Origin of the sequence: Chitinophaga filiformis, assembly GCF_021646545.1 — a bacterium.
Taxonomy (GTDB): Bacteria; Bacteroidota; Bacteroidia; order Chitinophagales; family Chitinophagaceae; genus Chitinophaga; species Chitinophaga filiformis_A.
Map to the genome: position 1 here is coordinate 366,497 of NZ_JAKIRP010000006.1, position 22,655 is coordinate 389,151.

The 22,655-nt window shown below is 47.8% G+C and carries 18 protein-coding genes; 13 read left to right on the forward strand and 5 right to left on the reverse strand.

Features of this window, described 5'->3' with window-relative positions:
• Positions 1–8 precede the first annotated feature (8 nt).
• Complete coding sequence (gene groES, locus L3C95_RS17800) at positions 9–290, reverse strand: co-chaperone GroES (RefSeq protein WP_072356767.1); 282 nt, start codon at positions 288–290, stop codon at positions 9–11.
• Positions 291–541: 251 nt separating this feature from the next.
• Here groES and nusB point away from each other — a divergent pair, with 251 nt between their 5' ends.
• From nusB to L3C95_RS17830, 6 genes are all read left to right on the forward strand, one after another.
• On the forward strand, positions 542–1,471 hold the full coding sequence (gene nusB / locus L3C95_RS17805; protein ID WP_236389507.1) for a transcription antitermination factor NusB: 930 nt from the start codon (positions 542–544) through the stop codon (positions 1,469–1,471).
• A 27-nt stretch (positions 1,472–1,498) separates the two neighbouring features.
• Positions 1,499–1,942, forward strand: coding sequence for a DUF1573 domain-containing protein (locus L3C95_RS17810; protein WP_236389508.1), 444 nt, complete (start codon positions 1,499–1,501; stop codon positions 1,940–1,942).
• A 97-nt stretch (positions 1,943–2,039) separates the two neighbouring features.
• Positions 2,040–2,381, forward strand: a complete 342-nt coding sequence (gene yajC, locus L3C95_RS17815; protein ID WP_236389509.1) for a preprotein translocase subunit YajC — start codon at positions 2,040–2,042, stop codon at positions 2,379–2,381.
• A gap of 68 nt (positions 2,382–2,449) precedes the next feature.
• The gene (coaE, locus tag L3C95_RS17820; RefSeq protein ID WP_236389510.1) at positions 2,450–3,046 is read left to right on the forward strand and encodes a dephospho-CoA kinase; all 597 of its coding nucleotides are present in this window, start codon (positions 2,450–2,452) and stop codon (positions 3,044–3,046) included.
• 27 nt (positions 3,047–3,073) lie between these two features.
• Entirely contained in the window at positions 3,074–5,953 is a 2,880-nt protein-coding gene (locus L3C95_RS17825) for a DEAD/DEAH box helicase (RefSeq protein WP_236389511.1), read from the forward strand.
• A gap of 82 nt (positions 5,954–6,035) precedes the next feature.
• Complete coding sequence (locus L3C95_RS17830) at positions 6,036–7,151, forward strand: glycoside hydrolase family 5 protein (protein ID WP_236389512.1); 1,116 nt, start codon at positions 6,036–6,038, stop codon at positions 7,149–7,151.
• 1,200 nt (positions 7,152–8,351) lie between these two features.
• Here the strand turns inward: L3C95_RS17830 and secDF are convergent.
• Positions 8,352–11,534, reverse strand: coding sequence for a protein translocase subunit SecDF (secDF, locus tag L3C95_RS17835; RefSeq protein WP_236389513.1), 3,183 nt, complete (start codon positions 11,532–11,534; stop codon positions 8,352–8,354).
• 219 nt (positions 11,535–11,753) lie between these two features.
• Here secDF and L3C95_RS17840 point away from each other — a divergent pair, with 219 nt between their 5' ends.
• From L3C95_RS17840 to L3C95_RS17855, 4 genes are all read left to right on the forward strand, one after another.
• Positions 11,754–12,971: a serine hydrolase gene (locus L3C95_RS17840; protein ID WP_236389515.1), complete on the forward strand. Its 1,218-nt coding sequence runs from the start codon at positions 11,754–11,756 to the stop codon at positions 12,969–12,971.
• 41 nt (positions 12,972–13,012) lie between these two features.
• Complete coding sequence (locus L3C95_RS17845) at positions 13,013–13,729, forward strand: DUF4397 domain-containing protein (RefSeq protein WP_236389517.1); 717 nt, start codon at positions 13,013–13,015, stop codon at positions 13,727–13,729.
• Between the two features lie 191 nt (positions 13,730–13,920).
• Complete coding sequence (locus L3C95_RS17850; RefSeq protein WP_236389519.1) at positions 13,921–15,120, forward strand: pyridoxal phosphate-dependent aminotransferase; 1,200 nt, start codon at positions 13,921–13,923, stop codon at positions 15,118–15,120.
• A 119-nt stretch (positions 15,121–15,239) separates the two neighbouring features.
• A complete protein-coding gene (locus tag L3C95_RS17855; RefSeq protein WP_236389520.1) occupies positions 15,240–15,770 on the forward strand; it encodes a hypothetical protein in 531 nt (176 codons plus the stop codon).
• Between the two features lie 19 nt (positions 15,771–15,789).
• Here the strand turns inward: L3C95_RS17855 and L3C95_RS17860 are convergent, their stop codons facing one another.
• Positions 15,790–16,716 carry a M23 family metallopeptidase gene (locus L3C95_RS17860; RefSeq protein WP_236389521.1) on the reverse strand — a complete coding sequence of 309 codons (927 nt, stop codon included), beginning with the start codon at positions 16,714–16,716 and terminating at the stop codon, positions 15,790–15,792.
• Between the two features lie 112 nt (positions 16,717–16,828).
• Here L3C95_RS17860 and L3C95_RS17865 point away from each other — a divergent pair, with 112 nt between their 5' ends.
• Complete coding sequence (locus L3C95_RS17865) at positions 16,829–18,382, forward strand: methylmalonyl-CoA mutase (RefSeq protein WP_236389522.1); 1,554 nt, start codon at positions 16,829–16,831, stop codon at positions 18,380–18,382.
• Between the two features lie 631 nt (positions 18,383–19,013).
• On the forward strand, positions 19,014–19,910 hold the full coding sequence (locus L3C95_RS17870; protein WP_236389523.1) for a class I SAM-dependent methyltransferase: 897 nt from the start codon (positions 19,014–19,016) through the stop codon (positions 19,908–19,910).
• A gap of 586 nt (positions 19,911–20,496) precedes the next feature.
• On the opposite strand, the gene L3C95_RS17875 is transcribed toward L3C95_RS17870, so the two are convergent.
• Positions 20,497–21,312, reverse strand: coding sequence for a M57 family metalloprotease (locus L3C95_RS17875; protein ID WP_236389524.1), 816 nt, complete (start codon positions 21,310–21,312; stop codon positions 20,497–20,499).
• A 187-nt stretch (positions 21,313–21,499) separates the two neighbouring features.
• Positions 21,500–22,330: a M57 family metalloprotease gene (locus L3C95_RS17880; protein ID WP_236389525.1), complete on the reverse strand. Its 831-nt coding sequence runs from the start codon at positions 22,328–22,330 to the stop codon at positions 21,500–21,502.
• Positions 22,331–22,357: 27 nt separating this feature from the next.
• On the opposite strand from L3C95_RS17880, the gene L3C95_RS17885 reads away from it, so the two are divergent.
• Complete coding sequence (locus L3C95_RS17885; RefSeq protein WP_236389526.1) at positions 22,358–22,579, forward strand: hypothetical protein; 222 nt, start codon at positions 22,358–22,360, stop codon at positions 22,577–22,579.
• The last annotated feature ends 76 nt before the right edge of the window (positions 22,580–22,655 follow it).

Genomic DNA, 22,655 nt, shown 5'->3' on the forward strand with positions numbered 1-22,655 from the left:
GTGATTGATTAAACAATAGCTAAAATGTCAGACTCACGCATGATTAAGTAATCGCCGCCTTCAATGCTGATCTCTGTACCGGAATATTTACCATACAATACAGTATCGCCAACTTTTACAGTCACCGGCTCATCTTTCTTACCAGGACCGGCAGCTACTACCGTACCTCTTTGTGGTTTTTCTTTTGCGGTATCAGGGATGATGATACCACCAGCTGTTTTTTCTTCTGCGGCTGCGGGTTTCACGATCACCCTGTCAGCTAAGGGTTTAATACTTAAATCTTTTGCCATATAATTATACTTTTTAAAAAGGTAAGATGAAGATTTATTGTGACTTGGCACCTCGATAATTGTGCCAAGGCATTTTGATAGTCAAATTTTCAGTCACTAACGGGAAGACTCATCGGGCACACTGACAAAAATGCCATTTTTTCAGCAAAAACCTGACAGAATCTGCCGTAAGATAGGAATTACCAATTAAGAATTCCTAATTCCCCATTTTTCCCCTAGCTTTGCGCCCTCATACAGTTCTTGATTATAAGATGATTAGCAGAAGAAATATCCGGGTGAAGGTCATGCAGACCCTTTATGCCCTGGAAACGATGGAACCAGGTACCGTTAAGCCGGGCACGGCTACCAGTTTACTGAACGAGAAACTGGACCAGACCAGTCAGATCTTTACATACCTGTTATACTGTCTCTCACAGGTAGCACAGTATGCAGAAATCGACGCGCAGACACGGGCCTCCAAACATCTTCCCTCAGCAGCCGACCTGCAGGTAAATACCAAGATCGCCGGAAATGAATTTATTTTCCAGATAATCAACGACAAAGGCTTTCAGGTAAACCTGGAACAATGGAAACTCAAACACCTTCCTGAGCAGGACCTGATGCGTAAACTCTACAATACGCTCACCGCCACAGACATTTACCAGAATTATATAAAAGATCCTGCCCGCAACAAAGCCAGCGAAAAGGAGATCATGGAATACGTCTATAAAGAGATCCTCTCTAAAAATGAGCTGTTCATCCAGCACATGGAAGACAATTTCCTGCACTGGGGCGACGATGCCGATATGATGGACCTCCTCGTAGCCAATTACATGCACAAGCCGCACCTCTTCAACTTCCTCCAGCTGATCAGCAAGGAAAAACTGGAATATGCGCGCGAACTGCTGCTGACAGTACTGGATAAGAAGGAATACTGCCTGGAGCTCATTAAACCTAAATTACAGAACTGGGACCCTGAGCGTATCGCCGCAGTGGATATGTTGCTGATGGAGATGGGTGTATGCGAATTCCTGTACTTCCCTACCATCCCTACCAAGGTGACAATCAATGAGTATATTGACCTGGCCAAGGCATACAGCACCCCGCAGAGCGGACAGTTTGTCAATGGTATCCTGGACAATATATTGAAAGACCTCGATCAGGCGAATCAGATAAAGAAGGTAGACCGTACAAAAAAATAGCTATTTTTGGGCCGAACCCAATACTATATGAGAAAAATATTCTTTTACCTGATAGCCGGAAGCCTTGTGGCAGGCGCCTGTAATTCAAATGCCGGTAAAACCGGTGACCAGGAAACAGCCGCCACCACTATCACGGAGAATGCGAAAGGTACGCCGGTGATCACTTTTGATGAAATGGTCCACAACTTCGGCAACATCACCGAAGGCGAAAAAGTGGAATATTCTTTCAAATTCACGAATACCGGCGACAAAGACCTGCTTATCACAGACGCTACCTCCAGTTGCGGATGTACTGTGCCAGACTGGCCGAAAGAGCCTATCAAACCGGGACAAAGCAGCTACATGAAAGTGGTGTTCAACAGTGCAGGAAAAGAAGGATATACCGAAAAAGAGATCATTATCAGAGCCAATACGAAACCGGAACAGGTGCAGGGACCCAAGATCCAGTGCACTATCCTGAAGCAGAAATAAGCTGACGCGACATTAGGATACGGTATCAATATTGCGGGACAATAAGAAACAAGAACAACTAAACAACAAAATACAACTTAATACGATGTACACTAACATGCTGAACGTTTTACTGATGGGTGGCGGTGCACCGGGCGCACAAGGCGGCGGTGGCTTCCAGTTCATATTTATTGGCGGTATGATCCTGGTGATGTGGTTATTTATGATCCGCCCTCAGACTAAGAAAGCAAAAATGCAGAAAGACTTCATCAGCAATCTGCGTGAAGGCGACAAGATCGTTACCATCGCAGGTATCCATGGTACTGTGAAGAAGATCAACGATGATGGCACGCTGAAAATCGAGGTGAGCGCAGGTACTTACCTGACCATCGAGCGTTCTGCTGTAAGCATGGAATACACTACTGCTCAACAGAAAGCTGCTGCAACACCTGCAAAATAATTGCTGTCTACAGATAGCGCATCCCAAATTCCTGACGGAGTTTGGGATTTTTTTTGGAATTTGGACGTATGTTAAAAGTTGGTATTACAGGCGGTATAGGCTCAGGCAAAAGCACAGTGGCGAAGATCTTCGCCATACTCGGCGTTCCCGTTTATTATGCAGATGATGCAGCCAAAACGATCATGCAGACAGACGAGCTGCTGATACAACAGGTCAAGGAACATTTCGGCAACCACATCTACGATAGCAACAATGTGCTGGACAGGGCCGCATTGGGAAAGATCGTTTTTAACGATAAGGATAAACTGGAGTTACTTAACTCCCTCGTACATCCTGCCACCATCCGTCACAGCGACGAGTGGGCCGACCGTCAAACCGCCCCCTATGTGCTGAAGGAGGCCGCTCTCCTTTTTGAATCCGGTTCCTTTCAGTACCTGGATAAATGTATCGGCGTATCAGCACCCCAGCCACTTCGTATACTGCGGGTGATGAAGCGGGATAACGTCAGCCGTAACGATGTGCTGGCGCGGATGTACAAACAGATCGATGATAATATCAAAATGAAACTGTGCGATTATGTGATCCGTAATGATGAACAGGAAATGGTCATCCCCCAGGTGCTGGCATTGCATAACACACTGCTGCAGCTGGCCGCGGACAATTAACCCTATCAATTATAACCATATTATTACATGGGGAAAACCATCACACAAGGCAATAACAACAAACATAAAGCAACGCCTGTATTGTTGCTGGAACTACAGTCCAATCACCCTACCCCGGTGAAGATCAGTGCAGGCATACTGAAAGAAGACGCGGGCGGCCGTACCTGCCAGCGCATGCCCCTGAACGATAAAAAGTCATTGTCCATCTTCAATACCCTGCCGGCTGGTGTACAACATTTGTTGCAACCCTGCACGCAGGAGGCGATGGTCTACAAAGAGCTGCAACTCAAGGAAAAATTCCGGGACAATCCCGTGAAAGCCCTTACCCTGCAACAATTCGTACAGGAAGGTATGCAGCAATACCTCTATCACACCCTCCAGCAACTGCGGCCGCTGACGCCGGTATTACCCTGGTATACCATGATCACGGACGACAGTATGCTGCTCAAACATACACGCCCTGCCACGGTGAATAATTTTCCACCGGTGCTCTCTTTTGAACTGCGACGCACGCCTGCAGGCACCCTGCGAGTGGCAGCACTGGTTACCATCAACGGACAGGCTTTCCCACTCTCCGATTTTGAGCATTACGGATTCGTGCTCCGAAGCCGGGGAGAACTATTCATCCTCCCTCCTGCCGCGGCTACCGCGCTTGAAGAGTTTCCCGGCGGATTTAAGGACATTCCCACACACGAGGAAGCGGCCTTTATCGAACATACCCTGCCCGCTCTCAGTCAGCAGTACAGCGTTGATAAGAGCATCCTCCTGCAAAAAGAAATCATCGATACACCACCGGAATGTAATATCTGGCTGAGTGAACTGAATAAGTCCTTCCTGGTACTAACGCCACAGTGGCAGTATGGGAACTTCAGCATCGAGGATACCAATGAACCGGTCATCCTCAAAACAGAAGGCGATATCCAGTACGAGATCAGGCGCCATGTTGAGGCAGAAAAGGAACTGATTGCCTTCATCCGTGCCCTGCATCCCCGCTTTGCCCAGCAGCGGAACGGTTATTTCTACCTTCCTTTCGCAGATGCAGAGAAAAGTCAGTGGCTGGTGAAATGCTACCGCAAACTGACAGACCGGAACATCGGCGTATACGGCATGGACCAGCTGCAGCATTTCAGGTACAACACCAATGTGCCCGTCATGGACGTGCGCTGGCATGGCGATGACAAGGATAGCTTCGACCTCGAAATAGATGTACACTACGGCGACATTCCTGTAGCGCTGACAGACATCCAGAAAGCATTACTGCACCGGCAGCCACACCTGCTGCTGAAGGACGGTACCATCGGCGTCATTCCCGACGAGTGGCTGCACAAGTATGACCTCTTATGGAAACTGGGCCAGGTCAACAAAGACAAGCTGAAACTGTCACGGCTGCATTTTACTGTGGCCCAGGAAATGCTGAATGCCCAGGGTACGGTAGTGAAGGAAAATGCTGTGGAGCAATTACAGCGCCTGCAGGCAAAATCGGCTGAACACTTCCCTGTACCAGCGGCTATACAGGCCCAGTTGCGCAGTTATCAGCAGGCAGGTTTTGAGTGGATGTGCCTCCTCGACGCTATGCGCTGGGGCGGGTGCCTGGCAGATGATATGGGTCTTGGTAAGACCCTCCAGACCATCACCTTCCTGCAACATCTTTGTGAGAAATATCCCGGAGAGACACACCTGGTCGTGTGCCCGACCTCCCTTATCTATAACTGGCAGGCCGAACTGCAGAAATTTGCCCCCGGCCTGCGGTACACCGTGTACCATGGCGGCAACAGACAGTACGATGCAGCACACTGGAAACAGCAACAGCTGATCATCACCAGTTATGGCACGGTGCGTAGCGATACGGCCGTCTTTACGACACATGTATTCGGGTACGTGGTGCTGGATGAAAGTCAGGTGATCAAGAATCCATCTTCCCAGACCACCAAAGCGCTACAGGTTCTACAATCGCGCAACCGCCTGATATTGAGCGGTACGCCGATCCAGAACAACACTATGGACCTCTATGCGCAGATGAACTTCGCCAATCCGGGGCTACTGGGCAACCAGGCTTTCTTCCGCTCGGAATTTGCCATGCCTATTGACAAATATGCCGATGCCGAAAAGGCAGGCCGGCTGCGCAAACTGATCTATCCCTTCCTGTTACGGCGTACCAAAGAACAAATTGCACAGGATTTGCCAGATAAGACGGAGATCATTATGTGGTGTGAGATGGGTGAGGAACAGCGGAAAGCTTACAACCGTATCCGCGACCTGTACAAGCAAAAACTCATGCAGCGCATTAATGAGGAAGGAATGGCAGCCAGCACGATCTATGTACTGGAAGGCCTGACCCGTCTGCGGCAGGTATGTAATGCTCCGCAACTGGTGGCGGAAGAGTCGCATGTAACCAGCTCCGTCAAGCTGGACGAACTGATGCGGGAGATCAGCGAGAACACCGGTACGCATAAAGTACTGGTATTTTCCCAGTTTACGGGTATGTTGCAGCTCATTGCAAAGTCGATGGAAAGTGAAGGACTCCCCTTCTTTTACCTGGATGGCAGCACCAAAGCAGAGCACCGGCAGCAGCTGGTGAACCAGTTCCAGGAAGACGAGAATATCAGGGTGTTCCTTATCAGCCTGAAAGCCGGCGGCGTGGGTCTAACCCTGACGGCGGCCGATTATGTGTATCTCGTAGACCCCTGGTGGAACCCCGCGGCAGAGCAGCAGGCTATTGACCGTACACACCGTATCGGGCAGCAGAATAAAGTTTTCGCTTATAAGATGATCTGTAAAGACAGTGTGGAAGAAAAGATCCTTGCCTTGCAGGAACGGAAAAAGATGATCGCAGATGACCTGATCAGTGAGGATACCGGTTTCGTGAAAAAGCTGACAGAAGAAGATGTGGCATTCCTGTTCAGCTGATAATCACGCCTTTCCGCCTGAAAACGCATCCCTTCCGGCGAAGGCTTTTGAACTTGTACGCTAATTTTCGAATATTTGCGCTATGTTAAATATCTACAAATTACTTGTTGCCACATTACTCATCCTCCTGGTGGCTGCCCCTTCTGCCATTGTAATTGCACAGGATGCACCCAGAATGCCTGAGGGATTTAACATTCAACGCGGCGTAAACATCAGTCACTGGCTGTCGCAGTCCGGTGGCCGTCATGGTGTAGCCCAGGCCGATTATTTTACTGAAAAAGACGTAGCCCTGCTGGCGGATAAAGGCTTTGACCATATCCGTATTCCGGTAGAGGAGGCTGAACTCTGGGATTATCGTGAAGAGAAATACAAAGATGCTTTTGCACTTTTACATAAAGCCATCGGCTGGTGTAAACAATACCACCTGCGGGCGATAGTAGACATGCATATTCTCCGCAGCCATCATTTCAATTCCCGGAGCAGGGCGCTCTGGGAGGAATCTGCTGCACAGGAGCGTTTCCTGCAATGCTGGCGGGAGCTAAGCGCGGAACTAAAGAAATATCCTTCCAGTCTGGTTGCGTACGAGTTATTGAATGAGCCGGTGGCTGACAGCGCCTCTCAATGGAATGACCTGCTGGCCCGCGGCATTGCGCTTATCCGCGAGCTGGAGCCGAAACGGGTCATCATTATTGGCAGCAACCGGTACCAGTCCTACAGCACATTTCCGCAGCTGAAAGTACCTGCGGGAGATAATCGCCTGATCCTCAGTTTTCACTATTACAATCCGTTCTACTTCACCCATTACAAGGCCAGCTGGACGGCCCACAAGGATTATAGCGGTCCGGTACACTATCCCGGGGCTACCATTACCTCAAAAGAGATCTCCCAGCAACCGGCCACTATCCGTAACCTGCTGGCGGGCAGTTCAGAGGAGTATGATGCCGATGTTATTGAGCAGCAGGTCATGACTGCCGTGAAAGTGGCGCACAAGCTCAAATTACCGCTTTATTGCGGCGAATGGGGCTGTCTGACGACCGTCAACCGTAAAGACAGGCTGCACTGGTACAGGGATGTTAGAAAAGCCCTGGAAAAGAACCGTATAGCCTGGACTGTCTGGGATTACAAGGGCAGTTTCGGCATCCTGGAAGATAATGGCGAGCCGGATGATAAGCTCATTAAACTGCTGACAAAGGATTAGCGGTCATTTCCTGAATAAAGGTCCCTTCTGGTAAGGGATTATGAATAATTACACCCTTGCAGACAACTGTCGGCAGGGGTTTTTCGCTTTTTATATCATTTCAAACCCCATAGCGCAGCACATTTCTTCAACCCCCCTCTCTTTTGATGCTATTCTGTCCAGCAGTTGGCGGTTTCTATACACTTCAAACCCTTTATGGTCAATTAGTCCCAATAATATCATCATTGCAATAGCATACATGCAGGCTTTATTCCCGTTTGTTCATCATCACTTCACCGACATTTCCATATCGCTTTACCAGCATTTCCATATCACTTTACCGTCATATCTATATCCCTTCGATATAGATATGACGGTAAAGTGATATCCAGATGAACTTATAAGGATATGGAGATATAGGGATCAAGCCGAACTCATAACGGGTTTGAACCGATTTGAATAGCGGGGGAAGAATGCGGGAGAAGGTAGTTTAAAACCTCATTGGTGGTGTGAGCCGGGTGGGATGCGTTAAAAACCCTGGTTTTAAGCCCGTATTTCGCTTTTTCTTGTGAAGAGATGCACTTATGTCGGCTAACATTAAAACGTCGGTATAGAGCTCCAAAAGGCCGATCTTCTGTTTTGTTGTTTGAGGGTTTGCAGGATGTTGCTGCGGCTGCAGGTGGGACCACGGGCTGTACCCTTTTGCGAATCTTTCTATTGGGCGCAGTCAATCGTGGCTGGCTTTTGTTTCTTTATGAAACCCCTGGTCATCGTATCAGCACTCTCCAGGGGCTAATGCCCTTAGGTCTCCACCTGAAACCCAATACTACATCGGGAGAGTTTATAGAGGTTAGTCGTCCGTTATTCAAACCGGACACCATCGGGTAAGCTCATGTTGTGGTCCGGAACAATAACCATGGCGACCTATGGGATTCACCACGGATATGATTTTAACCATTACCCGAGGTAATACGTATGGTTATCCCAATTACAACGGGAACGTTTACAGACACCAGGCCGCCTGTTCAAGCCGCCCGCCGTAGGTGGGCTGTGTTTGTAGCCCGGGGTTTCAACCGGGCAAACCGGATTCCCCACACACGATTTGGTTTCCCCGTAATCAATGTGGTTTTTAACGGATTGATATGGTAAATCATACCCAATGAAAAAAGCCCCTCGGTTGTACCGAAGGGCTTTTAATTATCAAACATTTTAGTTGAACACTTATTTTTTCGCCGTAGCCGGAGCAGCTGCTTCTTTTACAGGAACAACTTCGCTTTCGTTAGCCAGCTCGTTCTTCTTGTCGAAGTCTACCAGTACCGGAGCCGCCACGAAGATGGAGGAGTAAGTACCGGTGATTACACCGATCAGCATTGCGAAGGCGAAACCACGGGTTACCTCACCACCGAAGATGAACAGGATCAGGATGGTCAGGAACACGGTCAGGGAAGTCATTACGGTACGGCTCAGCGTATCGTTGATGGCTTTGTTGATGATCTGGTCTCTGCTTGCGCCTTTCATTACACCCGTACGGAAGTATTCGCGGATACGGTCGAACACGATCACGGTATCGTTCATGGAGAAACCGATCACGGTCAGGATCGCAGCGATGAAGTGCTGGTCAACTTCCAGTGGGAACGGAACGATATCGCGGCAATAAGAGAATACTGCCAGTGTTACCATCACGTCGTGCAACAGGGAGAAGATAGTACCGATTGAATATTGCCATTTGCTGAAACGCAGCAGGATGTACAGGAAGATCACAACCAGCGACAGGATGGTCGCTTTCACGGCACCTGCACGTAAGTCATCAGAGATGGTCGGAGATACTGTCTGTGAAGCTACGATGAACCTTGGAGACGTGAATGTCTCGTAAGTCATTGCAGGATCATAGAACTTCTTCAGACCATTGTACAGTTTCTGCGTTACTTCTTTATCAACAGCTTCGTTCTGTTCTTCGATCTTATAGTTGGTAGTGATGCTCAGCTGGTTGCTGGTACCGATTGTCTTCACATAAGGTTCGCTACCGAATTCTTTTTCCAGCACGTCACGTACTTCTTCTGCTTTCATTGGCTGTTCGAAACGAACAGTGAAGTTACGGCCACCGTCGAAGTCAACGCCGTGACGGAAACCATGGAAGAAAGAGGATGCGCCTAATGCGATCATCACGAATGATATGATGTAAGCGTATTTTCTCTTTCCTACGAAGTCGAAGGAAGCGTGTTTGAAGATCTTTTTAGAGATCGGAGTGAAGTATTCGAAGTGTCTTTTCTTGTTAGTCCACCAGTCAGTAACGATACGGGAAACCATGATACCGCAGAACAGAGACAGCAGCAAGCCGATGATCTGTGTGGTAGCGAAGCCCAGTACCGGACCAAGACCGAAGTAGAACAGGATGATCGCTGTCAGCAGGGAGGTGATGTGACCATCCAGTACAGGTGCGTAGGAACGTTTGTAACCGTCTTCTACTGCCTGCTGGTAGTTCTTACCGCGTGTCAGTTCATCTTTAATACGTTCGAATATGATTACGTTCGTGTCCACAGCCATACCGACGGTGAGTACCAGACCCGCGATACCTGCCATTGTCAGCGTAGCGCCGAGGGAAGCGAGGATACCGAAGGTGAACAGCAGGTTGAGGATCAGTGCGATGTTCGCAACCCAACCGGCAGTGTTATAGTACACCAGCATCAGGACGAAGATCACGATGAAGGAGATAATGAAAGACTTAGCACCCGCTGCGATAGACTCCTGACCGAGGGATGGTCCGACGATCTGCTCCTGAACGATTTTAGCAGGAGCCGGCATTTTACCGGATTTCAGGATGTTTGCCAGGTCGTTTGCTTCTTCCAGGGTAAAGCTACCGGAGATAGAAGAACGGCCACCTGCGATCTCACCCTGGATGGATGGAGCGGAGTAAACGATGTTATCCAGCACTACAGCTACATAGTTGAGTGTAGCAGGGTTGTTAGGATCTGAAGGAGCCAGTTCGCCGGTCAGTTTTTTCCATTCTTTGGCGCCAACCTGGTCCATCGTCATGGAAATTTCCGGACGGCCGCTCTGGTCGTAATCCTGTCTTGCATCCACTACCCTTTCACCACCTACACGTGGAGCAGGGCTGATCGGATTTACTTTGATAGCATATACCGGCAGTGGTGCACGTTTATTTTCTTTGTCTTCAGCACCGTATACGAACACCAGGTCTTTAGGCAGTGTATTTCTTACTGATGGGATCCTGAGGTAACGGCTAAAGGTAGCAGTATCGGAAGGGAGGATATTACCTACAACCGGGCCATAAGCAACGCCCTGCTGAGGATGATATCTTGGGGCGAAAATGCTGAAGAAAGGCTCAGCTTTTGCCAGTTCGGCCCTGCGTTCAGCTTCTGTCTTCAGGGAGTCAGGTTTGCCGGATTTTGCAGAGTCATTTAAGATAGCGGAGAGGCTACCGGTAGTTGTAGTGTCAGCAGCAGCTTTTGCTACAGCAGCAGTGGTGTCATTAGCCTGCTGAGCGGTTGTATCAGCAGCAGCCTTTGCAGGAGCAGCGCCTACAGCAGCTTTGATGGCCTCGTTCATCGGCTGGAGAATAGTAGAGATGAACTGCTCATCGTTTTTGTATACCTCACGGAATTCCAGGTTAGCGCTGGCCTGCAGGTATTTTCTTACACGCTCAGGATTGTCAACACCTGCCAGTTCAACAGAGATGATACCTTTGGTTTCATCCAGGCTGATGTTAGGAGAAGCAACCCCGAATTTATCGATACGTTTCTGCAGCACGAGGTAAGTATTCTTAATGGCTGCGCCTGCCTCACGACGGATCACATCCAGTACCTTGCTGTTGCTTGTATTGAAATCAATGTCTTTCTGGTATGCGTTGGCAAAAATGGTAGAAAGACGGCCCTGCGGCTGTACTTCTTCATATGCCTGCCCGAACAATGTAACGAAATCAGACTGACTGGTTTTCTTGCGCTGTATCGCCAGGTCCAGGGCTTTATTGAAAGCCGGATCCTGTGAATGGCCGCTCAGTGAACGGATCACATCTTCCACACTTACATCCAGTACTACGTTCATACCACCCTGAAGGTCAAGCCCCAGGTTCAGCTCTTTTTCTTTGGCTTTGTCATAAGTTACATACCAAGGAAAACCCGCCATTTCTTTGTTACTGGTACTGTCCAGAATCCGCTGTCTCCTTTCTTTCACCAGGTCTGCCAGTGAGTCCTGATAAACCGCCTGCAGCTCTTTGTTACCAGGATACTTCTGTTCAGCAGTCGGGAATGATTTGCTAATATCACTCTGGGCTTGCGCAGCTACTTTCTTCTCGTAGCCACGTACCAAAAACGTGAACGACAAATAATACACAGAGATAAGGATCAATGCACCGGCAAAAAATCTAACCAGTCCTTTAAGTTGCATATTGTTTCGGGTTTATAAAAATTTTTTAAGAGTTGCAAAGATAGAATTTAAATTGATATATTAAAGCCGTTCGGAGGTAGAAAAGGAAAAAGGTAGAAATAATTGATTATCAGTACATAAACCCTTGCTTTCCTGCGAAAAATTAATCTTTGTTTTATGCGTCGTTCTGTTTTTCTCTGGTTGATGCTATTCTTTGCAGCCTGCAATACTAATAAAAATATGGCAACAAGGTACTATCCTGCTAAAGACTCTTTCCTCGTTACTCTTTTGAACGCTCATGCGGACAGACTGGGCCCTGTGTTCCGGCAATCGCAGGACTTTGGTTTACAGATCATTTACACCCGCATAGACAGGGACGCGGCGAACCGGCCTCACTTCACCGACTACTATTACCGGGTTGATACCGGCCGGTATTTCTACCCCGCTTCCACCGTAAAACTGGCGGCAAGCGCCCTGGCCCTGGAGAAACTGAATGACCTGGATATTCCGGGCCTGGACAGGAATACGCCCATGTTCACCGACAGCCTGAAAGACATTACGCCTGCCGTACTGTCAGATACTACCGCTGCCGGCGGACTACCTTCAGTAGGGCAATATATTAAAAAAATATTATTGGTGAGCGATAACGACGCTTATAATCGTCTCTATGAGTTCATCGGGCAGGAGACCTTTAATAAGAGATTGTGGGAGAATGGTTTTACAGCTGTCCAGATAAAGCACCGGGTAGGGGTCACGGGAATAGATCCCGAAGAAAACCGGCATACCAACCCCGTCACCTTCCGTCAGGGCGACCGGGTGATATACAGTCAGCCGGCAGCCTACAGCCGCCTTACCTTCTCTCCCCGGCATGACCTGATGGGAAAAGGGTACTATAATGACAAGGACGAACTGGTGAACAGCCCTATGGACGCCTCTCAGAAGAACCGGGTCCCCCTGGCCGACCTTCACGGAATATTACGGCAGATAATTTTTCCGGAAGCTGTAACAAAAGCACGTCGATTCCGTTTAAGGGATAGCGATTACCAGTTTTTATATCACTGTATGTCTGCGCAACCGGAAGAATCAGCACATCCCCATTACGATACAGCCGAATTCCACCACAATTATGTGAAATTCCTGTTATTTGGAGGGAAGCAAAGCGACAACATTAATGCGAACATACGTAGTTTCAATAAACCTGGCTGGGCATACGGATTTCTGACAGATGTAGCCTATATAGCAGACTTCACACATCATGTAGAATTCATGCTGTCGGCCACCGTATATGTAAATAAAAACGGCATTTTAAGCGACAAACATTATCAGTTCGAAGAAACAGGGAAGCCATTCTTAAAAGCATTGGGCGAAATCATTTACGAGTATGAACTACAACGCGCGAAAAAACATCTTCCGGATCTGTCGAAATTCAGGTTCGACTATACCAAACGTCTTGAATAACCTTTTATAACCAAATCAAATTCGCACTAAAAGATAGCAAAATGACAACTAAAAAAACTCGAGTGTGGGCAATGGCGGCCCTTGTGACAGTGGTAACCAGCTTCAGCGCCTGCTTAAAAAGTGACAACGTAACTCCTCAGCGGGACAGAGCTGCGGTAGCTATTATCAATGGTATCCTCACCAGCGGAGACCTGGATTTTTATGATAACAGCACCAAAGTGAATAACGGCGCGCTTTCCATCGGTTTTACCTTCATCGGATATCCTATTTACGGCGGTATCCGTACGTTCGCTTTCAAAAAGGCCGGTCAGACAACTGATTATGCAGCAGTAACCAGCCTGTATGATTCCCTGACATACAATACCGTAGTAGCTTATGGCGATTCCGCTGCACCGCAGATGAGAAGCATTAAAGACGATTTTACGGGCGCTACCCAGACAGCCGTGAACATCCGTTTCTTCCATTTAAGCCCTACCACCGGCGCTGTTGACCTGTACATTGACGATGTAAAAGTGGACAGCAACCGTACTTACGTGGGCACCAGCGGGTTCAGAACAGCATTCACACCGCTGACCAAAGGCGTTTTCACCAACAATATCAAGATAAAAGAAGCCGGTACCAACACCGTGCTGGTAGAAAATTCTTCCCCCAGCAACAGCTTCTCTTCAGGTAGTGTATATACTATTTACCTGATAGGTTCCAAGAATTATACGGACAAGAGAAAATTAGCCGTAAATAACATACGCAGTCTTTACTAATCTGTAAAATTGCGTTTATACATACCCAGGCAGCCGGGATCAATAGTAAAGTTGGTCCCGGCTGCTTTTTTGTTACAGTGTATCCTTATCCATCGCGTTTCTCCATTATAGCTTTCTTTTTTTTCTACTATGACACTTCCAAATTTATTGTAGGTTTGTCTCCAGTTAACCCTATAAAACTGTTATTGCATATGAAGGAAATGGAACTCGCCGAAAGGCTGTCGAGGATATCCGAGCCTCAAACGATTAAGATGGCTAAATTAAGCCGTGAGCTGAAAGCCCAGGGTATAGACATTGTAGATCTGAGTATAGGAGAACCCGATTTTGACACACCTGCCCATATCAGGGAGGCCGCAAAGAAAGCCATCGATGAAGGCTTTACACATTATACACCTGTTGCCGGTATTCCGGAACTGCGTAAGGCTGTAGTGCACAAGCTGCAGCGCGATAACGGACTGGAATATACGCCTGACCAGATTGTCGTATCAACAGGCGCCAAACAGAGTATTGCCAATGCAGTACTGAGTATCATCAATCCTGGCGACGAAGTGATCATTCCTACCCCCTACTGGGTTACTTACTCAGAACTGGTAAAACTGTGTCAGGGAGAAGTGGTATTCGTTCCATGCAGTATCGAAAATAAATATAAGATCACGCCGGCCCAGCTGGAAGCAGCCATTACACCGAAGACAAAACTGTTTATGTTCTCTTCTCCGTGTAACCCAACCGGCTCCGTATACAGCAAAGAAGAGTTGAAAGCACTGGCGGATGTATTTGCAAAACATCCCCAGATCTACATCATGGCCGACGAGATCTATGAATATATCAACTATGTTGGTAAACATGAAAGCATTGCCCAGTTTGAAGGCATACAGGAACGTACCATCATCATCAACGGTCTCAGTAAAGGTTTTGCCATGACCGGCTGGCGTCTGGGCTACCTGGCCGCTCCAAAAGCAGTGGCTAAAGCTGCCGAGAACATCCAGAGCCAGTTTACTTCCGCCACCAGCTCTATCACGCAGCGTGCTGCCGTCGCAGCCCTCAACGGCGATCTGACCACAGCAGATGCCATGGTAGCTGAGTTTAGGAAAAGACGCGCTTTTGTTTTCGAACAGCTCAGCAGCATCGCCGGCCTGAAACTGATTGAGCCGGATGGCGCCTTCTATATGTTCCCGGACGTCAGCGCATTCTTTGGTAAATCTTATGACGGTGAGGTGATCAACAATGCAGATGATGTCTGCATGTACCTGCTGCACAAGGTGAACGTTTCTACTGTTACCGGCGCTGCATTCGAACAGCCAAACTGTATCCGTCTCTCCTATGCTACTTCCATGGCGAAACTGGAGGAAGGTATGAAACGCCTGAAAGCAGGATTTGCACAATTAAGCTGATAAGTTAAATCAACATTAATATTAGCTCCGGTACCACCACATACCGGAGCTTTCTATTTTACAGTACCCTTGCATATTAATTCATTTCCATATATTTGCAGCTGTAATATCCAATCTGAATGAACATTTCAAATAGCACGTTACTGTTTATCGTACTGGGTGCCGGCGTACTGGCTATCCTTTATATGACCTTAAAAGACATGATCCGCAAACCGGAAGCCACTCCGGCGCCAGCGGAAAACGCATCGAAACCGGCTACAGACAAAGCTATCCTGCCATTACAGTTACAGGCCTATGAGCGCCTGGTATTGCTGGTGGAACGTATTAACCTGCAGAACCTGATCGGACGTATATTCCAGCCGGGATTAACAGCGGTTGACATGCAGGTGGGACTGGTGCAGACTATCAAAGCTGAATATGAACATAACATCGCTCAGCAGATCTATGTGTCTCCTATGGCCTGGGAAGCGGTAAAAACACTGAAAGAACAAACCATTACCATCATCAACCAGGTAGCCAGCCAGCTTCCTCCTGATGCTACAGCAATGGACCTGAACAAACAGATACTGGAAATATTCCTGCAGGCGGAAACTTCTCCTTCCGAACTGACTTCACAGATATTAAATGCAGAAGCTAAACGGTTATTTTAACCGCTTAGCTTTTGCTCCATTACTTTTTCACCATCTCTACCCGCTGAGGTCTGATCACTTCATACAACAGGTACCCTCTTCCGTTAAAATGGATATAGCGGGGCGGCGACAGGTACCAGGGAATGCCCGGCACTTTTACATGTGCCTGTATATGTAAATGCGGTTCAGAGCTGAATCCTGAATTACCCACACATCCCAGGGGATCTCCCTGTTTAACCACATCTCCTTCTTTCACGATCACACTGCCATGTTTCAGATGGGCCAGGAACACATAACTGTTCACTGTTTCTATCAATACCTGGTTGGTATTGTGCGGTCCCCTGATCATTTCCGGCGGAATATTGTCCGGATCGTCCCCAACAGCCCTGACAATGCGGCCATCGCATGGACTATACAATGTATCGCCGAATATTTCATAATCCTCCAGGCGACGGCTGAATATAGCTTTTGCCCGGCTGCCATTGGGCCTTAACTTCACTATGTCTATGGCATATATAGCCCCACGCAGACTATAGTGAAACAGGTTTGTCGGCAGTCCCTTTCCTCCCTGCAGCACAAAATAACGGCCCGTCTTCAGCGGGAAAGCCAGGTCTATAGCCCTCGCTTTTCCGGTAGTGCCTGTAAAATACAGGATACTGAGCGTTAAGAATATTACCGAAAAGAACAGGTTGCCGACAAAACGCCATACCCGCGGTACCGGCGCATCTTTCTTTTTACGGAAGAAGCCAAGGAATAACGTTAACAGCAGACAGATGCCAAATCCCCATTTAGCATCCACAGTAAGGTAGATCCACGTTCCATAGAGATAAATGAACAAACCGAGAGAAAGCCCTAAGATAAACAGGGACCAGCTATGCCGGAATATCCGGCCGGAAGCAACAAAGACCAGGAAAATACTTAGCAGCGCCAGAGCAAATGTGAGTAGTAACAAAGCGTAAATAAACATGGCTTATCAGAAAAAACTTTTTGCAAATTATCAAATTTGTGCTCCGCCGCAATAACGTAATAATTATGTAACATTGCTCCTACGACGACATTTATTCCACGAAATTCAGAATATGAAAGATAGTATCAAAACAGATGCCGGTATCACGATCGCACCTGTATATACCAATCCGGTGCCGATGCAGGAGTTACCGGGCGAGTTTCCTTTTACAAGGGGCGTGCATGCTTCCATGTACCGGGATAAGCTATGGACAATGCGGCAGTATGCGGGATTCAGCACGGCAGAAGCGTCCAACGAACGCTATCACTACCTGCTCCAACAGGGAGTAATGGGGCTCAGCGTAGCTTTTGACCTGCCCACCCAGATCGGGTATGATTCCGATCATGCTATGTCGGAGGGTGAAGTTGGTAAGGTCGGCGTCGCCATCGACTCGCTGGAGGACATGGAACGCCTGTTCAAAGGCATCAAGCTGGAGGAGATCTCCACTTCCATGACCATCAATGCTACCGGATTTATCTTACTCGCACTGTATATTGCCCTGGCAAAAAAGCAAGGTGCTGATCTGAAGAAGATATCAGGTACTATTCAGAATGATATTCTCAAGGAATATGCTGCCCGTGGTACCTTCATCTACCCTCCCAAGCCTTCTATGCGGCTTATTACCGACATCTTTGACTATTGCAGTCACTCGGTACCCAAGTGGAACACTATCTCCATCTCAGGATATCATATCCGCGAAGCGGGTGCTAATGCCGTACAGGAGCTCGCGTTTACCCTGGCTAACGGTAAAGCGTACTTAAAGGCAGCGCTGGACAAAGGACTGGATATAAATGTCTTTGCCCGTCGTCTCTCATTTTTCTTTAATGCGCATAATCATCTCTTTGAGGAAGTGGCTAAATTCCGTGCTGCCCGCCGCATGTGGGCGCATATTACCAAAGAGATGGGCGCGACAGATCCTAAGGCGCAGATGATGCGTTTCCATACGCAGACGGGCGGTAGTACGCTGACGGCCCAGCAGCCGCACAACAACATCGTACGGGTGACTGTACAAACCCTGGCGGCGACACTTGGGGGAACGCAGTCGCTCCATACCAATGGTTATGACGAAGCGCTGTCACTTCCTACAGAGGCGGCGGCACGGATTGCACTACGTACGCAGCAGATCGTGGGATATGAGAGCGGTATCGCGGATACGGTGGATCCGCTGGCGGGTTCTTATTATGTGGAGGCGCTGACGAATGAAGTGGAGTCCCGCGCCTGGGAGCTGATCGGCAGGATAGATGTGATGGGAGGTGCTGTCAGTGCGATTGAACAAGGGTTCATGCAGGATGAGATAGCGAGGAGTGCTTACCGTTATCAGCAGGAGATTGAGAATGGGGAGAAGATCATTGTGGGGGTGAATAAGTTCGCTGTGCGCGAAGATGTTACTACAGAAGTATTCCGGATTGATGATAGCATCAGGCAGGTGCAGACGGAGCGGCTGCAGTCGCTGCGGGCGAGGCGGGATAATGTGGCGGTGACGGCGTTGTTGCAGCGGCTGGAGGCTGCGGCGCAGACGACGGAGAATCTTATGCCGATTGTAGTGGAGGCAGTGGAGAGTTATTGTACGCTGGGAGAGATTGCGGATACGTTACGGAAGGTGTGGGGCGAGTATAAAGGCGTTTGATCATCGGTAGCTCGGTAGGACGACTGGCTGTCACATTTTGTTTTGTTCGTTTGAGGTGATTTTGTAACTACAGTAGCTTGGTCACTGGCTTTGAATTTTTGTTTTTGTTCGTTTGAGAAGCTTTGGTAACTACGGTAGCTCGGTCACTGGCGTTGAATTTTTGTTTTGTTCTTGAGGAGCTTTGGTAACTACGGTAGCTCGGTTTCAGGTGGGACCACTGGCTGTAGTTCTTTGAAGTTCCTTGCAATTGAGCGATGGGAGGTCGTATTGGGCCGTTGGATATCCATTAAACCCCTGGTGGTGCGGATTGGCACTTCAAACAACTAAGGCCAGTGATCTCCACCTGAAACCGCTGCTACCTCCGGACGGACGATTGGTGGCCAGCTTCTGATTGTAATACTGGATACTGGCTAATCCTGTCACTGTATTGGTTAATTGCCGACATATCCTGAGGGGTGCATGGACGAACATTATGAACAATTTAAACACTCTTTGAAAGCTACATTGACTTTTTGGAATGTTCATCAATGCTCAATGTTGTTCGTGATACATGATTATCTCACGCTCAGGCGTTTTAGGGCAATTCTCATTTGATTATCTGTAATTCATAATAGTATTGTATTTTTAGGCCATGTCTTCAATTTATTATAACGCCTGCCCGGTGTGTGGGGCCGGCAATATACACAAGGTATTGACTGCCAAAGATTATACTGTGTCGGGCGAATCATTTGATATCTATCATTGCGGGCATTGCAGCGGAAGGTTTACCCAGCATGTTCCAGGCCCGGCGGAAATAGGTCGTTACTATCAATCACAGGATTATATTTCCCATTCTGAGACCCGTAAGGGATTGATCAACCGCTTGTACCACAGCGTACGAAAGATCACCATGCGCTCTAAACAGAACTGGGTAAAAGCTGCTACAGGACTAAAGCAAGGTACGCTGCTGGATATAGGTTGCGGTACCGGCGCCTTCCTGCACTATATGAAACAACTTGGCTGGCAGGTCACTGGCCTGGAACCTGACGAAATTGCCAGGAATAATGCCAAAACACTTTATAACATCGAACCACTGCCCTCCTCTGAACTGTTCTCCCTGCCGGCGCAACAGTTTGATGCAATCACTATGTGGCATGTACTCGAACATGTGCATTCCCTGCATGATTACTTAAAACAGATCCGTACTTTGCTGAAACCAGAAGGCTCTCTTCTTATCGCAGTGCCGAATTATACATCTCCTGATGCGGAACATTATGCGTCCTTCTGGGCCGCCTATGATGTGCCACGACATCTCTACCACTTCTCCCCTTCCTCTATGGAAGTCCTGCTGAAACAACATAAGATCCGGATCGTACGTAAACATCCTATGGTGTTTGATGGATTCTATGTGAGCCTGCTCAGTGAGAAATACAAAACCGGTGGTAATGGCTTGTTTAAAGGCTTCTGGAATGGATTTATTTCCTACAGAAAAGGACTGAAAAACGTAGATAGATGCAGCTCTGTTGTGTATGAATGTAAAGCCGAATAGGGACGATTGGTGAGCGATTCAGTGTATGAATTGATCATTAGTTAGTGATCGGTTGTTAGCGCTTAGCAGTAATCAATTAGAAATTTACAACCAATGATCGATTAGCTGGCAATTCGTAGCAATCATTAGTGGTTGGCCTGTCAGTGATTGATAGCAATCAATAACGATTTATAACGGCGATTGATTAGCTAGCGATCCGTAGTAATCAATTAGTGGTTGGCCTGTCAGTGATTGATAGCAATCAATAACGATTTATAACAGTGGTTGATTAGCTAGCGATCCGTAGTAATCAATTAGTGATTGATCGGATAGTAATTGATAGTGATCAATAATGATCTATAACATTGATCGATTATCCAGCACTTCGGAGCAATCAATTAGTGATCTCTAACGCTTCGATTAACATTAAATATCAAGATCTTCCAATAGCAAAGCCAGAGACGGATAGCGGAAAGCTACGTCTCTGGCTTTTTTTTGACGATAGTGGTCACGGCAACAGCATCTGAGAACGATGACCTGATGACCCGATGGCATGCTGCTATGGCTATCGTCTGCTCATGCATCAGCTAATAAGGGATCTTATGAGTTAATACAAATAGTTAAGTGCGATAAGATCGTTTGCATTGAATGTACGGTCGCCGCCATTGGAGCATGCCAGCATCCAGGAGTTGGCGTCAAATCCTGTTGGTGTACCAGGAATGTGGATAGCGCCTATGCCGGCATCTCCTTCGTTCACATTCTGATTGCAGCTCACGCGCGTGTCGTAGTCTGTATGGCGGAAGCCGATACAGTGACCGAGTTCGTGCTGGATCACAGAACCTACATACAGCACATTCGGATTTGATCCGTATGCCAGCCGGTGTGTGTTCATCAGGATCGAGTTATACGGGTTGCCGGCAGCTGTCGGAAATCCGGCAGATCCTAATGTGATAAAACCACCGCTGGGGCCCTGAGAGAAGCCCTGGATAGTAATATCGGCCGTACCACTGGTAACGCGGGTGAACGTGATACTCAGACCAGCCCTGTTATAACGGGCGATAGCGGTGTCAGTACCTGCTACATAAGCAGATCCCAGACCGCTTACCAGCACCGTAATATTACGGGTACCAGATACAGAGACCAGATTGGTAGTGCGATACTGTTCGCTTTCAGCAACTCTTACAATTGGACTGTTGACCTTTGTATTCAGATTCTCTTCGGTCAACACGATATCGTTTTCCACGAGATACCCTCCTGCTACTTTTCTGACATTGTCAGTACCGAATCCCAGGGCATAGATCTTAGCCTTTGTTTCATCGGAGATCTCTGATGCAGCCGTTGATCTTACTGCATCTTTTTTACAGGAAACCATCAGTGTGCCTGCCAGCAGACAGATGGAAGCGCCAAGTACGTACTTACGCATAACGTTTAAATGTTTTAATATTTTTACAGATTGTGCTCATGCATCAGGGGTACTAAGCATGCGATGTTTGTTTCATGATATTGCTTTCAGTTACCTGATATCAATCCCTTCTTCTGAGAGCGATATAGTTTTCCCAAAGAGCAATACCAATGTTCCCTATATCAATGCCCGTCTCCTGATAGCGGAATTAATACAGATAGTTCAATGCAACGATATCGTTGGAGTTGAAGGTGCGGTTACCACCATTGGAGCAGGCCAGCATCCATGAATTGGAACTGAAACCGCTTGGTGTACCAGGAATGAGGATAGCGCCTACGCCTGCAGAACCTTCATTGGAAGCGCTGCCACCACAGCTGAGTGAACGGTCAAAATAGTCTGTGTGACGGAAACCGATACAGTGACCAATCTCGTGCTGGATTACAGATCCTACATACAATACATTGGGGTTCGTACCATATGCCGCTGTATTTGTGTTCATGCGGATAGAGTTGTAAGGATTACCGTTGCTGGTAGGGAAACCGGCAGATCCCAGGGTGATATAACCACCGCTTGGTCCCTGGTTGAAGCCAGAGATAGTGATATTAGCACTACCGCTGGTAACACGTCTGAAGGTGATGGTCAGTCCCAGCCTGTTATAACGTGCAATGGCAGTATCAGTACCAGCGATGAAAGCAGTTCCCAGGTTGGATACCTTGATAGTGATCACACGTGGTAAGCCGGTCACCAGGTTGTTGGTGCGGTATTGCTCTTCTTTGGCAGTACGTAAGAATGGGCTGTTCACCTTTGTGGTGAGGTCATTCTCACTCAGTAAAATGTCGCCTTCTACGAGATAGCCGCCATCTACTTTACGTACCTCAGCGGTGCTAAATCCGAGGGCACTGATCTGGTCGAGTGTTGTCTGGGAAACACCAGCTTCGTTGGTACTTTTAGCTGGTGCGCTATCTTTTTTACAGGAGACGATACAGGCGCTTGCTCCTGCCATCAGGCAAAAGAGGGCCGTTAATGTGTGTTTACGCATACATTGTAAGATTTGGGTTTCGATAAAATGAAGATATTATTAGCTGATCAGCTGATGATAAATGTGTCTGCCATGAACATCCTGTTCAGCACCGGAAGACCGACGATCATTGTTAGTGGCTGTCTTGCAGTGAGCGCACTGCATACCACCAGGATCAATCGTCCCGGGAAACTGAAGGCAAATGTCTATAGACTAATTCCCTGTTGCGTTCATGGAATAGGTACATTGTTCATCAGTAGATATAGCTAACCTGACAGATAAATTTGCTTAACTCATGCGTTCATTTTTGTAACTGCAAGACATGCGGCAACTCGCGATTTACCGC